This window comes from Corynebacterium imitans (assembly GCF_000739455.1).
Taxonomy (GTDB): domain Bacteria; phylum Actinomycetota; class Actinomycetes; order Mycobacteriales; family Mycobacteriaceae; genus Corynebacterium; species Corynebacterium imitans.
In genome coordinates this window covers 881,341-894,618 of sequence record NZ_CP009211.1, presented here as the reverse complement: position 1 = coordinate 894,618, position 13,278 = coordinate 881,341, and the positions used below count along the sequence as shown (strand labels likewise).

The following is a 13,278-nucleotide window of genomic DNA, read 5'->3' as shown; positions in this document are numbered from 1 at the left end:
GTGGCAATTTTCGCTAAGCACCTCACCGTCGGCTACGGCCGTACCACGATCATCGACGACATGACCTTCGGCCCGCTGGAAGAAGGCAAAGTCGTAGGGCTCATCGGCCCAAACGCCGCCGGCAAGTCCACGCTGGTGAAAACCATCGCGGGGATTAAGAAGCCGTCGCAAGGCACCTGCTCCATCGTCGTCGATGGGTGCGAAGTCACCGGCAAGTCTCGCACCACCGCCATCGGCTACGTGCCCCAAGACATGCTGACTACCGCGTCACTCACCGCGTTCGAGTCCATCATGGTTTCCGCGAAGCGCCGCGGCGCGGTCGATGCTGATCCAGTCGCGGCAACGGCGGACATCATGGAGCGGCTCAACATCACGCACCTCGCCGACCGCATGGTCTCCGACATGTCTGGCGGCCAGCGCCAGTTGGTCGGCGTCGCGCAGATGCTCGTGCGCACCCCGAGCGTCTTACTTCTCGACGAACCCACGTCCGCCCTCGATCTGCGCCACCAGGTGCACCTGCTTGAAATCATCCGCGATGAAGTGGCGGGAACCGACAGGCTTGCCCTGGTTGCAATCCACGACCTCAACCTCGCCGCACGTTTCTGCGACGAGCTGCTCGTGGTCAAAGCGGGCCGTGTCGTGGCGCTGGATACCCCGGCCGCGGTGCTCAACCCTGAGCTCCTCAACGAGGTCTACGGCATTAGCGCCCGCATCCTCGACGACGACGGCGTGCCGGTCATCTGCCCGGTGTGAATGCGTGGGCCCAGATCCGGCCCGGCCAGTTCATGTCCGGGTTCCAGGGACGCATCGCTGGGGCTAGCTTCGCGTGGGAAGTCGAGCGCGACGCGGTGCCCCCCTGACTACACGTAACTACACGTTGAACTTGAACTCGACGGTATGTCGTTGCAAAGTTACCCCCTCTCGTTAACACCATCAAAAGGAGTGTTATCCAATGAAAGCGTTCGGCTTCTTAAGCTTCGGGCATTACGCCTTCGGCAGCTAGTGCGGGCCATCTGCGGAAAAGATCGCCAAGACTCGTCTGGAGATCACCCAGGCTGCGGACGAAATCGGCGTGAACAACGCGTCCTTCCGAGTCCACCACTTCGCGCTGCAGGCCTCCGCCCCGATGCCGCTGCTGTGTGCTATCGCGGCCACCACCAAAATCATCGAGGTGGGCACCGGCGGCATCGACATGCGCTAGCGCATATCGGGGTTGTAGCGTTTGAGTCATTGACTCCCGCCGTCTACAAGTACCTACACACTTGATCGGTGCTGCACGTTTCAGGATCCGGGTGCGCGGCGTCCTGGCTAAGGTCCGCGATAGTGTCGCGCAGCACGGAGAGCTGCGCGATCTGCTGCTCGATCTCAGCGAGGCGCACGTCAAGCAGGTCGCGCACGTGCTCGCAGGGCGCATGGCCGCCGTCGCGGATGTCGAGGATCTGGCGGATCTGGGCGAGAGTGAGACCCGCGGCCTGGCCGCGGTGGATGAAGTCGATCCGAGCGACCGTCTCGGGCGCGTAGTCGCGGTATCCGGACGGCGTGCGCTCGGTCGGGGGCAGAAGGCCCTGTTCCTCGTAGAAGCGAAGGGTCTTCGCGGTAGTGCCCGCCCTCTCGGCGAGTTCTCCGATCCACATTGCTGTCTCCCTCCGTGGCCGCGCTTGACCTTCCCCTGCACTGGAAGGTCCAGTATGGCTGAGACAGAGCAGAAAGCCAAGAGTTGACAGGAGTAGCGATGCCTACGAAGTACGATCTCGCCATCATCGGATCGGGAGGCGGCGCGTTCGCCGCTGCGATCCGCGCCAGCACGCTCGGGAAGTCGGTGGTGATGATCGAGCGCGGGACGCTCGGCGGCACCTGCGTGAACACGGGCTGCGTCCCGTCGAAGGCGCTCATTGCCGCGGCCGGCGCGCGGCACGTCGCGGTCGACGCCGCAACCCGGTTCCCCGGGATCGCGACGACGGCGGATCCCGTCGACATGCCCGCGCTGATCGCTGGGAAGCAAGCGTTGGTGGAGTCGCTGCGCGGCGAGAAGTACGCCGACGTCGCCGACTCCTACGGCTGGCAGGTCCTCCGCGGCGACGCCTCGTTCGTGGGCACCCCTGATGCGCCGGTTCTCGATGTTGCCGGATCCGACGGAAGCGTCGAGACCATCGAGGCCCACCACTACCTGGTCGCGACTGGTTCTCGCCCGTGGGCACCGCCGATCGACGGCCTGAAGGAGACCGGATACCTGACCTCGACCACGGCGATGGAGCTGACGGAGGTCCCCGAGTCGCTGCTGGTGCTCGGCGGCGGCTACGTCGCCCTGGAGCAGGCGCAGCTGTTCGCCCGCCTCGGCTCGCAGGTCACGCTGCTCGTGCGGTCCCGGCTCGCCTCGAAGGAGGAGCCGGAGGTGTCGAAGGCGCTCCAGGAGGTGTTCGCCGACGGGGGCATCCGCGTCGTCAGCCGCGCAGTGCCCACCCGGGTCTCCCGCGGCACGGGAGGCGAGGCCGTCGTGACCGCCGCCTTGTCCGGCGGCTCGCAGGAGTTCCGCGCCGACCAGGTCCTGGTCGCCCTCGGACGCCGTCCCGTCACCGATGGCCTGAACCTCGATGCGGTCGGGGTGAATACCGGAGACTCCGGCGAGGTGGTCGTCTCCGACCGGCTGCAGTCCTCGAACTCGCGGGTCTGGGCCGCGGGCGACGTGACCGGGCACCCCGAGTTCGTCTACGTCGCCGCCCACCACGGCACCCTCGTCGCCGAGAACGCGTTCGCCGACGCCGACCGGTCCGTCGACTACGCCCGCCTGCCGCGGGTGACGTTCACCGGGCCCGCGATCGGCGCGGTCGGGATGACCGAGAAGGACGTCCTCGCCGCGGGGATCCGCTGCGACTGCCGCGTCCTGCCCCTGCACCACGTGCCCCGCGCCTTGGTGAACCGCGACACCCGCGGGTTCATCAAGATCGTCGTGAACGCCGAGACGAACGAGATCCTCGGCCTGACCGCCGTCGCCAAGGACGCCGGGGAGCTCGCCGCCGCAGGCGTCCACGTGCTCGGCAGGACCGTCGCCGAGGTCGCCAACGCCTGGGCCCCCTACCTGACCATGGCCGAGGGCATCCGGATCGCCGCGAAGGCCTTCACCACCGACCCGTCGCTGCTGTCGTGCTGCGCATGAACGGCAACGCAGGCAATCGGGGAGATCTCATCCTGAAGCAGACGATGAGCGCCGATCAGGACCGCGACGAATGGCGCGCCGGTCCCGTCGTCGCTGCAGTGACCGGGCTGCTCTTGCTGGCATGCTGCGCGCTTCCGTCGCTGCTCTGCTGCGGCCTGCCGTTCATCGCGGCGGGCGGAGCACTCGCAGGCGTCGGTGGGCTCCTCGGTAATCCCTGGATCATCGGTGCCGGGACCGCCGTCGTGATGGCCGTCATGGCGGGGATGCTCGTCAGGCTACGGCGGCGGCACCGGCGCCGCAGGTCCGGCTGCTGCGAAAATCTTTCGACCGCTGATCGGAACCGGTAATTCGAGCGGATCCAGCGATCACTGCCACCTGCGGAGGCCGCTGAAATCGAAGCCCGACGGGAGAAGGAGGAGCCAAAAGCGTTCGAATCAACCGGTGACGAGGATAATACTGAGGCTGGATCCCGGCCGTCGCGACGCGGTCTCCGCTTCCGCCGAGACGAGAAAGGGTTGTGGGCACCTAGGCTGGGCGGCATGAACGACATGACCATAGCGCCCGGCCCGGGGATCCCCGACGGTGCGGTCATCGCCGCCGATCTCGCGGAGCGTTTCGCGAAATCGTCGACTCCGGGCGGCCAGGGCGTCAACACGACGGACGGCAAAGTCCAGCTTTCCATCGATGTCGCGGAATGCGCATCGCTTACCGACGCCCAGCGTCACCGTATCTCGCGCAACCTCGAGCACCGCCTAGACGGCTCCGTCTTTACCGTGACTGCGTCGACTCAGCGGTCTGTGTTTCGCTCCTGGTCCTCTCGCTTGCACCTGCGACACAGCCTCGTGTCCCCGGGCCGTAGCGTTCGGGGGAGCACAATAGCCCCAGTCCTCATCACGTCCCGGGATCAAAGAGTTCATCGCAGAGGTTAAGCACTACACGTTAAATTTGAACTCGACGGAGTGTCGTCGATAAATAACTATTCGATGCGCAAAGTACAACGAAATACCGCTAGAAACAGACAACATATGGGGGTGCACAGAAACACATATAGGTTCTGCGGAAAACCTATAGGGTGCGTCGCTAAAAACCGCTGTGCGCGAAAAACATAAAGGGTTTACGGACCCGGTCCCAGACCCCTCAATACTCTGAGCCGGAAGAATGGAAAGTGGAAGGTTGATGTATCCCCACTATTTATTTTTCCGTTTTTCGGAGTACATCGGGAGCTACAACTGCGGACCAGCTCTGTGTGAACTAGATGAGAAGGCGCAGCAGAGAATCATCGACGCTGGACAGTTGGTGCTGCGGGCACGCGAGCGGCACCCCCAGCGGTCACTCGCGGAGCACTACAACCCGTTATCGATGGACCCAATTCTGCTCAAGGCTCACAACAACTTGGACCGGGAAGTCGATAAGGCTTTCGATGTGGCACGCAAACTCACCAACGAGCGCCAGCGCCAGGAGCTACTGTTCGCCAGCTACGGGGAGTTGGCGAGGGGCTATGTCTCCTCGCTTTCATCAAAATCGAAACCACCAGCAGGGTCGTTCCCCGTGCGGGTGATTTTGATCGGTCCCGCTGCTGGGTGTAGAACCCTGTCGCTGGCAACGCCGGGAACTATGACTGTGCCCGACGAGAACACGTCACTGCCATAACGCGGCTCACGGTAGACGAACATGGGTCGTTCACTACTACTGGTGGATTTCGGTTTTGGTGGTGGGGGGATTACCGCCGCCGGCCTCGATTTTTCCGTTGAGGAGGGCGTTGACTACTTCCCGATTGTGAAATGGGCCGATGGCGCGGTGAAGAGGAACCAGTCACCTGGAAGAGATCGATCCAGTCGCTGGTGTGCAATCTGGGAGGTAGGGTTGCGGGGTCGATTCCTCGCGAGCGCAACCATGATTGTGTCTCTGAACGTGATGAAAACAACCCTGCCCTTCGGAGAATTTCCCCTATCCCGCGTCCCCGGGCGGTGAAAACGGTGTGCACCATCGCCTGAAAGGCTTTGCGTTGCTCTATCGGGATCTTCGGGTCACCCACCCGGCGGATCACTAAGATCCCCCCGTCAACGTTTGGCTGTGGCCGGAAAGCAGACCTTGGTACTCGGGAACCAAGGTGAAACGTGAACCATGGGGACCACTGAGCTGTCATCATCGTGCTTGCACCTACCCCGGCCCGGCGGCGAGCGACTTCCCACTGCATGAGGAGTACAGCGGCAGTCCATGCCGGCGCATGCAACAACTTTCGAAGAATGGCAGTGGTGAGGTGAAAGGGAATGTTTCCCACAATGACGCAGGGAGTGGCGGGTAACGGGAAGTTGAGGAAATCATCATGGACCACTTCGACCGACGCCGAGGCGGTCTTTTTTGTGAGTTTGGCAGCTAGTTTTGCGTCTACCTCAACTGCCGTTATTGCCCTCCCCAAGTGGGATATCGGGTGAGTGAGGGCACCGCTTCCTGGCCCGATCTCAATGATGGGGCCGGAGGTTTGTTTTACAAGATCGACGATGGAGTTGATGATCTTGTGGTCTGTGAGAAAATTTTGGCCATGTTCGTGACGGCCGTATCCGTATGTAGACATCAGGTGTGCTCCGTGGAGTTGAAACGGAGCCGGGCATGGCAAATGGCCGCCCGGCTAAAGGACCGGAGCGGTTTCTAACCTGCGGGAGGGAGAAAACCGCCTTAGCGGCTGGTGAGCGGCCGCATGAAAACGGAACCTGAAATCAACATGGGCCTATCGTATCCAATTAATTTCGCAGGGTCCAATACGGTGAGAAAGAAGACAACCGCACCGCAACAGTGCAAGACCTCTCTGGATTGGAATTTAATTGAACATGGGTTTGGGGTACGACGCGCCCTACTCGGAGTGGCACGGACACTACGGCTGCGCGCCCACACACAACAGTAAAGAGCTCGGCAATGCACAGACACGTAACGAGAGCGCCACAAATGTATGTACGTTTAAGTTACAGCATCGACACTGACGCTCCACATGGAGGGACGGCCGCAGCCCTGCAGCAAGCACACGGCAGGGTGTCTGCTTCGGGCGACGTGAAATTACGCAGAAAAATACGAAACACATCACCGCAGGTCACGGTAGGTATTTGCGGGTCATTTCGTAATCTCGTAAACGAAAAGAACAAAACTACGAAACACAAAAACATACGTTGAGCAGCGTAAATGGTTTTCGTTTCGTAATTTTTCCACTTTTTGAAGAAAATCTAAATAAGAAGAGACACCTTGATTGCGATTGTGTCCCGTGCCACATAGCTGCAACCCCTGCAGCGTGCCCTCAACGAGGACGCTCTGTGCCGTAGACATGTGCCTGCAATGCGTGTCTGTGTCTCTCTCTTAAAAGGTTTGGGTCGAAATACCGCAAAATTACGAAACACCGCCGAAATGTGACGTGTCTATGCAGGTCACAGCGTTATCGCGTGTTTCGTAGTTTTGTTCTTTTCGTTTGCGGAAATCACGAAACCGCAGGTAGAGCGTTTTGTAATTTTTTCGTATTTTGATCGGCAAATTACGAAACGAGGTCAAAACTACGAAACGAACACACAACACCTGTGTTGCGTGTCACACAACGGCGCGCCACGGACGTGTTGCAGCGTGGCAGTATCCCGGCCGTGTCACATAGCTGCAACCCCTGCAGCGTGCCCTCAACGAGGACGCTCTGTGTCGTAGACATGTGCCTGCAATGCGTGTCTGTGTCTCTCTCTTAAAAGGTTTGGGTCGAAATACCGCAAAATTACGAAACACCGCCGAAATGTGACGTGTCTATGCAGGTCACAGCGTTATCGCGTGTTTCGTAGTTTTGTTCTTTTCGTTTGCGGAAATCACGAAACCGCAGGTAGAGCGTTTCGTAATTTTTTCGTATTTTGATCGGCAAATTACGAAACGAGGTCAAAACTACGAAACGAGCGCGCTACAGACGTGTCACAGGTCATAAAAAGGCGCGCCCCTTGCGTGTCACCGTGACGCAGCATCCCGGCCGTGTCACATAGCTACAACCCCTGCAGCGTGCCCTCAATGAGGACGGTCTATGTCGTAGACATGTGCCCGTAATGTGTGTCTGTGTCTCTCCCTTAAAAGGTTTGGGTCGAAATGCCGCAAAATTACGAAACATCCCCGAAATGTGACGTGTCTGTGCAGGTCACAGCGTTATCGCGTGTTTCGTAATTTGGTTTTCCGATTTTCGTAGTTCTACGAAACCGCAGGTAGAGCGTTTCGTAATTTTTTCGTATTTTGATCGGCAAATTACGAAACGAGGTCAAAACTACGAAGCGAGCACACTACAGACGTGTCACAGGTCACAAAAAGGCGCGCACCTTGCGTGTCACCGTGCTGCAGCGTCCCGGCCGTGTCACCTAGCTACAATCCCTGCAGCGTGCCCTCAACGAGGACGCTCTATGTCGTAGACATGTGCCTGCAATGTGTGTCTGTGTCTCTCTCTTAAAAGGTTTGGGTCGAAATACCGCAAAATTACGAAACACCCCCGAAATGTCAAGTGTCTATGCAGGTCACAGCGTTATTGCGTGTTTCGTAGTTTTGTTCTTTTCGTTTGTGGAAATCACGAAACCACAGGTAGAGCGTTTCGTAATTTTTTCGTATTTTGATCGGCAAATTACGAAACGAGGTCAAAACTACGAAACGAGCACACTATAGACGTGTCACAGGTCACAAAAAGGCGCGCCCCTTGCGTGTCACCATGCCGCCACACAACAGCTGCCCCACCACAACACCCCAGCCGTGCCACGTGGCGTGTAGAAACGTGCTCGGTTCGATTCGTAAAGATTAGGTCGCAGGCTATTGTGCGCGACGCATAAGTTCCGTACGATGGCCTCTAGACCGTATGTGGCGTGTTATTTCGTTTTTGGTATAGCCAGCCGCATACGGGGGATAACCCCGAGGATAATTCATAAAGAGATAGCCTCTCGACCGTGATAGGCGCGGTTCCTCCGACGAGATAGACCGGTTGGCAACGGCATTGCCGACCACAAAAGCGGTCAGGTAGGGAGTAAGCGCTCCCGTAAAGCGATGGGACGGCAGACCACCGTTCTAGCGAGTCGAGCACGGCACTCCAAGCCGCCTGAATAGCAAGCCGGTAAAGCACCCCGCTCCGGGACAGATCAATCTGCCCAGGAGCGTTTTTCTATGTCCGAAAAGGACACGACTACCGCCGTCGCGCCACGCTTTTACACGCTGCAGGAACTCGCCGATCTCGGCGTCGGCTCCGAGTCCACGTTGCGAAAAGCTATTAAAGAGGGCCGTCTTTCATTCCACCGTTTCGGCACCGCCTATCGGATTCGCCAAGACGATCTCGACGCCTACCTCGCGGCCGCACGCCGCCCTGCCCCGCAGCTATTCGACGGCTTCGTCGATGCCGTCGTGAATGCAGCGCCCCAACTGACAGATGAGCAGCGCCAGCAGCTCGTCACGGTGCTGGGCGGTGTGAAGCACTAATGCGGACAAACCCGCCTACGACGAGATCCCGCCGCTTAGCTCAGCTAGTCAGGCTGGGTCTTGAACTGAGTGCGAGGGCTGATGGGTGATGGCCGTGCTACTACACACGCGCGCTCCACCGTCGTGCCCCGAGTCCAAATAAACAGTTCATTCAACCAAAGAGAACAAACCATGTCTTTCAGAGACGATTACGCAGCAGCGCTGCGCGATGAGCAGCAAGCAAAAGATACCGTGAACGAGGCGCGCCGTGCACACAAAGCGACAAAGGAGCGCCTTGCGCAGTTGCGCAAGTATGCCGAAGAGTTCGAGGTGAATCTCGACGGTGACAAGTCCGCCAGCACCGAAGGGGACGGTGACAAGTCCGCCAGCACCGAAGGGGACAGCGATACACCTGAGAACGGTGACGGCGACACGCCTGAGAGCACCGAGGGCAGTAAGCCGAAGCGGCATCTAGAAGTTGTACCCGACTAACCCTTTAGCCGTACACGCAATCACCTCATGTGTGTACGGCCACGCGGCGTGACGACGTACAGCCGTCACGTTTGATGTCGCCACACACCCCGCTCGCAAGGGCGGGGTTTTCGCGTGTGTGCGGGTGGCTGCGGCACCGCTACACGTGACACTGTCACGATGCTTGCGCCGGTATCGGCGACGGGGCATATACACGTCTGCCCCGTCGCCTGGATCATCCGCCACATGGCTGGCGGTATGTCGCGCTGCTGTGATGCGCGGCCGCAGCAGGCATGGTGTCGTGCGCGACGAGATATGCCGGTAGCTGTGGCCGTGGGTTGAGGGTGTGCAGCAGCGCGGACAAAGCAGATTTCAGCAGCTGTGCTGCTGAAGTTGTGACCGCGACGGTAAGTGATATGCGGCGCATGCCGCATAATGCCGCGTCGTGAGATACGCCAATATCCATCTCGGCAGGCTTGCCGTGATGGAGCGTTTCGTGATGACCCAAACACGACACATCGATGCTGGCATATCCGAATACATATCGACGGGATATATCGGATTGCCGGCAGTGTCGTGATGCGGAGCATGGGTCATCACACAAGGTGCAGCGCCAGCTGCACTATTGGGCATCTTGGCCGGAGCGCAAGCGGAGGGCAAGACAGCACCAGCCAGACCGAGCGAGCGAGGTCTGAGACTGGGGCTGTAGGGGGCGGCGCGCCAGCGCCGGGCACCGGGTTATGCGAGCGCCAGCGAGCAGTAATACCCGGTGCAGTGCCTCGGCTATGCCGAGCGCCGGAGCGCAGCGGAGGCGTCGCACCCCCTTATGCCCTTTTCCCCCTTCTACCCCTATAACGACAAACATATAGGGGTTTTGACACAGAAGGGGGCTGCGACCTGCGTGTTTCGGGTCTTAATGCGGTCTTCGACCCTTACCCGAAACGGCCCGTTGATGCGCGAAGCGCACATGGTGCCTACGCAAAACCTGCAGGTCGCCACGCTGTGCGCACCACATACGGCGTCAGCCGTTGTATGTCGGTCTTAAAGTAAGGGCCGATGACGGGTGGAAACGCCGCTTGCGGCGTCTTCCCGCGTCATCGAGACACCTGCAGCGAGCCTGCGAGCGCAAGGTGTCTAACCGCACGGCAAGACCGACATCGCCTACGTGGTGCGCACAGCCACACCCTGCACTTTGGCACCGCCGTCAGGCGGTCATTGCAGGGGGTTCAAATCCCGCAGCGAGCCATCCGCCGCCAGGCGGTGTTGATGCTGCTGCGGGTAGTTGAGAAACGGGCCTGAGTAACACACTCCATATCGGCCCGTGCCACAAGCACACTATCGGTGCAGACGTATCACGTTCGCGGCGACCATATGCGCGCAAGCGCATGTAACGGACACCACCAGCGACGTGTGTTTCGCAGAGCGTGAGCGCTGCAGCAGATCCAGCGGCAGCTGTTGATGCAAATGTGTAGCGCCGCGACTCGATAAGGCTGCCCTGTGGCAGCGGCTGTGCGGCCCTGTGGCGGCTGTACACGCCTCGGATGGACGGAGTGCGCGTGCAGAAGAACAGTTTCGAGACGTCGCTGTTCGTCGTGTATCTGCCGAAGTCGATGTGCAAGGAGATCCCCGACTACTACACCAGTGAGGTGGACGGGCGCGAAGTGAAACGTCCGCGCTATGTCGCCCGCGACTACGAAGAAGCAAAGAAGTACCCCGAAGAGTCAATGCGTTGGCTCGCCGAGAACTTCATTCCCGGCGGTATCGACGCAGTCGCCGGCGGGGACATGAACTTCGACGAATCGACGCCACACATCCAGTTTCAGGCGGACACCCTCTCCCCTCATCCGGACAAGCCCGGTACGCTGCGTTGCCGCCCTGGCATCGCGTACAACACAGACCCCACGGTGCGGTACACATCCGGCCCGAAGAAGGGCAAGCAGATATCGGGCCAACAGAAGTTCATCGATGCACAGCGAGGGCTTCGTGAACACATGCACTCGTTGGGTTATCCGGTCGAGCTGGAAGTCTCTGAACGACACGACGAGTCGCTGAACCTCGACCGCTACACCGAGCAGCAGGACCGGGAGCGCGACCTCGCCAAGCGCGAGGATGATGTCGAAGTCAAGAAGCGCTCCGTGCAGCGCGACATGGACGCGATCGAGCGTGATCGCGAGCAGGCAGCAAAAGAACTCAAGCAGGCCCAAGAAGCCAACGAGAAAGCGCAAAGTGTGCTGCAGCACGCCGAAGAACAGACCCGCGCTGTTGCTGAGCGCGTACTTCGTGAATCACGCGAGAAAGCTGAGCAGACCATGGGCCTTGCCGAAGCGCAAGCAGACGAGCTGCTCGAACGAGCCGAAGAGACTGCACGGGCCAAGGCGAGCGCGATTACAGCCACGGCCCGCAGCGAAGCGGAGTCGATAACTCGCAAGGCCGACGAGGCCCATAAGCAGGCTGAGCGCGACTCCGAGACGATCCGCAGTGAAGCACAAAACGAGGCCACAAGCATCCGCGACGAGGCCACGCGCGACGCTACATCGATGCGTGAGGATGCCCGCGAGGACGCTGATCAGATCCGCCGCAACGCGCACGCGGATGCCGAAGATGAAGCCGCCATCATCATCGAAGAAGCGGTGAAGTCAGGACAGCAGTTGGAGCATCTGGACAAGAAGTTCCTGGTGCAAGAACTGCAACGCGACCCGGAGCTGCTTGAGCGCTACACGCTGTTCACCGAGCTGCAGACCAAGACGAAACAGGGCGAGGCGAAGCAGCGCGTACGCGAGCGCATCGAGAAGCGCCGCCAGCAGCAACAACAGCGTGACCGTGATGGCGGTATGGGGTTGTAGCGCTGCTCTCCCCTGCCTTGTACGGCCTTCTGCGGGCCGTATAGGGTGCCGTCGGCGTCGTCGGTCATTGGCGGCGGGAAAACCGCTGAGATTCAGCGAAAATCGAAGAAATCTGGGCCACGCTGAGCGGAGTGTCACTATGCTGCGCAGCGGATTGGTCTGTTAAGTGGCGGACATAGTGCGCAGTACGTCGGCCGGGACAATAGCGCGTGTGTTGCGCAGAAGAGACGCCCGCAGAAAGGCCGGCAAAATGACAGCGTCATTCTGTTGCGCAGTAAAGGTGTCAATAGACTGGCGAGCCACTTTATTGCCCAATTCACGTGTCATTGAAGTGTCGGGGCATTTCATCGCGCAGTAAACGTGCCGATGGAATGGCTACCCAATACACAGTGCAACCTGCGTGTTAATAAACAGCCACAGACACTACGCAGTGCAATGAATTGCGCAGCAGAAGAGCCAGTAAACGCGCCACTGCACCGCACAACGAAACAGCACGGATGATGTGCAGCAAAGTGGCGCGTGAAATGCGCTGTGAAGTGTCAGCGCACTTGGAGCTGTACCGTCGCTACTCCCCCACGGCGTCCGTACTGTGACTCTGATTTGACCCACGCATAAAGAAAGCGCTGGGTGTTGCTCCCAGCGCTTTCTTTCACGGCCTGATCCGGTGCGTTGTTGATGTCAGTAGTTCGTAACCACCGGGGTGAGGAGTGCAAGACCGTCTGAAGGCACTCGTTCTTCAGTCGAAGGGTCGTAAGCAGCGATGAAAACGCTAATAATACCTCCGCCTTGGATATCGAAAGTGTGTTCGACGATCTCCCCAACCGGGACAGTGAACTCGCCTATGGTTTGCCCTTCATGCTGGATCGTGACCTGGCCAGGTGCGCCTGTGTTCGGGATGTCGTCAACCCAAGTCGCCTTGAGGCGCAGCGTTTTCGCGATGTCTGGTACTCGATAATGCCTGAAAGACGCTCGAGCCGAACCCCGATCAGTGGCGAGGATTGACCTTTCATGCCACTTCCCGTCTACGTACAAATCTACCCCCGACCGAATCCCCTCATGGAGGGCATTAACAGGATCATCGGTTAGGTACCAATACCAATCAGCAGACGGATCCGAGTAATCACCCTGCGAGTTAGTCGTGCCCGAGTTAGTCGTGCCCGAGTTAGTCGCACCGCTGTTATTGGCATCGTCGGCGCTTCTGGATCCACCTTCAAGGTTTGGGACGAGAAGACCGATCACGGTTGCAATGACGACGATGGCTCCAACTACGGCTGGGATGTATTCTCGGAAATCTTTGAGCATCCGAGTCAGTTCACGGGCATCAGGCACGATACATCTTCCTTTCAGAGAAGATAGTGAGAAGCAATGACGTAC

The 13,278-nt window shown here is 59.4% G+C and carries 11 protein-coding genes and 1 pseudogene; 9 read left to right on the top strand and 3 right to left on the bottom strand.

From position 1 onward, the window contains the following. Both CIMIT_RS04100 and CIMIT_RS13070 read left to right on the top strand, forming a co-directional pair. Positions 1-753 (top strand): ABC transporter ATP-binding protein, encoded by a 753-nt coding sequence (locus tag CIMIT_RS04100; RefSeq protein WP_038589569.1) that lies wholly within the window; start codon positions 1-3, stop codon positions 751-753. Between the two features lie 199 nt (positions 754-952). After that, positions 953-1,198: pseudogene (locus CIMIT_RS13070) on the top strand (LLM class flavin-dependent oxidoreductase); the annotation flags it as partial. A 46-nt stretch (positions 1,199-1,244) separates the two neighbouring features. Here CIMIT_RS13070 and CIMIT_RS04090 read toward each other — a convergent pair. Then, entirely contained in the window at positions 1,245-1,634 is a 390-nt protein-coding gene (locus CIMIT_RS04090; RefSeq protein ID WP_005290994.1) for a heavy metal-responsive transcriptional regulator, read from the bottom strand. Between the two features lie 98 nt (positions 1,635-1,732). On the opposite strand from CIMIT_RS04090, the gene merA reads away from it, so the two are divergent. The 4 genes from merA to CIMIT_RS12930 all read left to right on the top strand — a co-directional run bounded on the left by merA (position 1,733) and on the right by CIMIT_RS12930 (position 4,804). Next, a complete protein-coding gene (gene merA / locus CIMIT_RS04085) occupies positions 1,733-3,154 on the top strand; it encodes a mercury(II) reductase (RefSeq protein ID WP_038589561.1) in 1,422 nt (473 codons plus the stop codon). Next, the gene (locus tag CIMIT_RS04080; protein WP_038593990.1) at positions 3,151-3,501 is read left to right on the top strand and encodes a hypothetical protein; all 351 of its coding nucleotides are present in this window, start codon (positions 3,151-3,153) and stop codon (positions 3,499-3,501) included. Before merA ends, CIMIT_RS04080 begins: the two co-directional genes overlap by 4 nt. 192 nt (positions 3,502-3,693) lie before the next feature. Further along, positions 3,694-4,083 (top strand): peptide chain release factor I, encoded by a 390-nt coding sequence (locus CIMIT_RS13065; RefSeq protein ID WP_038589558.1) that lies wholly within the window; start codon positions 3,694-3,696, stop codon positions 4,081-4,083. Between the two features lie 247 nt (positions 4,084-4,330). Continuing rightward, positions 4,331-4,804, top strand: a complete 474-nt coding sequence (locus tag CIMIT_RS12930) for a type IIL restriction-modification enzyme MmeI (RefSeq protein ID WP_231910342.1) — start codon at positions 4,331-4,333, stop codon at positions 4,802-4,804. A gap of 70 nt (positions 4,805-4,874) precedes the next feature. Here the strand turns inward: CIMIT_RS12930 and erm are convergent, their stop codons facing one another. Beyond that, positions 4,875-5,729 (bottom strand): 23S ribosomal RNA methyltransferase Erm, encoded by an 855-nt coding sequence (erm, locus tag CIMIT_RS12325; protein WP_016456425.1) that lies wholly within the window; start codon positions 5,727-5,729, stop codon positions 4,875-4,877. Between the two features lie 2,573 nt (positions 5,730-8,302). Between erm and CIMIT_RS04065 the strand changes: the two genes are divergently transcribed. The 3 genes from CIMIT_RS04065 (at position 8,303) to CIMIT_RS04055 (ending at position 11,904) form a co-directional block, all read left to right on the top strand. Next, the gene (locus tag CIMIT_RS04065; protein ID WP_024058948.1) at positions 8,303-8,611 is read left to right on the top strand and encodes a helix-turn-helix domain-containing protein; all 309 of its coding nucleotides are present in this window, start codon (positions 8,303-8,305) and stop codon (positions 8,609-8,611) included. A gap of 171 nt (positions 8,612-8,782) precedes the next feature. Continuing rightward, entirely contained in the window at positions 8,783-9,082 is a 300-nt protein-coding gene (locus CIMIT_RS04060) for a hypothetical protein (protein WP_024058949.1), read from the top strand. Between the two features lie 1,535 nt (positions 9,083-10,617). After that, on the top strand, positions 10,618-11,904 hold the full coding sequence (locus tag CIMIT_RS04055) for a coiled-coil domain-containing protein (RefSeq protein ID WP_231910341.1): 1,287 nt from the start codon (positions 10,618-10,620) through the stop codon (positions 11,902-11,904). A 678-nt stretch (positions 11,905-12,582) separates the two neighbouring features. Here CIMIT_RS04055 and CIMIT_RS04050 read toward each other — a convergent pair. Further along, positions 12,583-13,233 (bottom strand): hypothetical protein, encoded by a 651-nt coding sequence (locus CIMIT_RS04050; protein ID WP_038589543.1) that lies wholly within the window; start codon positions 13,231-13,233, stop codon positions 12,583-12,585. Positions 13,234-13,278 lie beyond the last annotated feature (45 nt).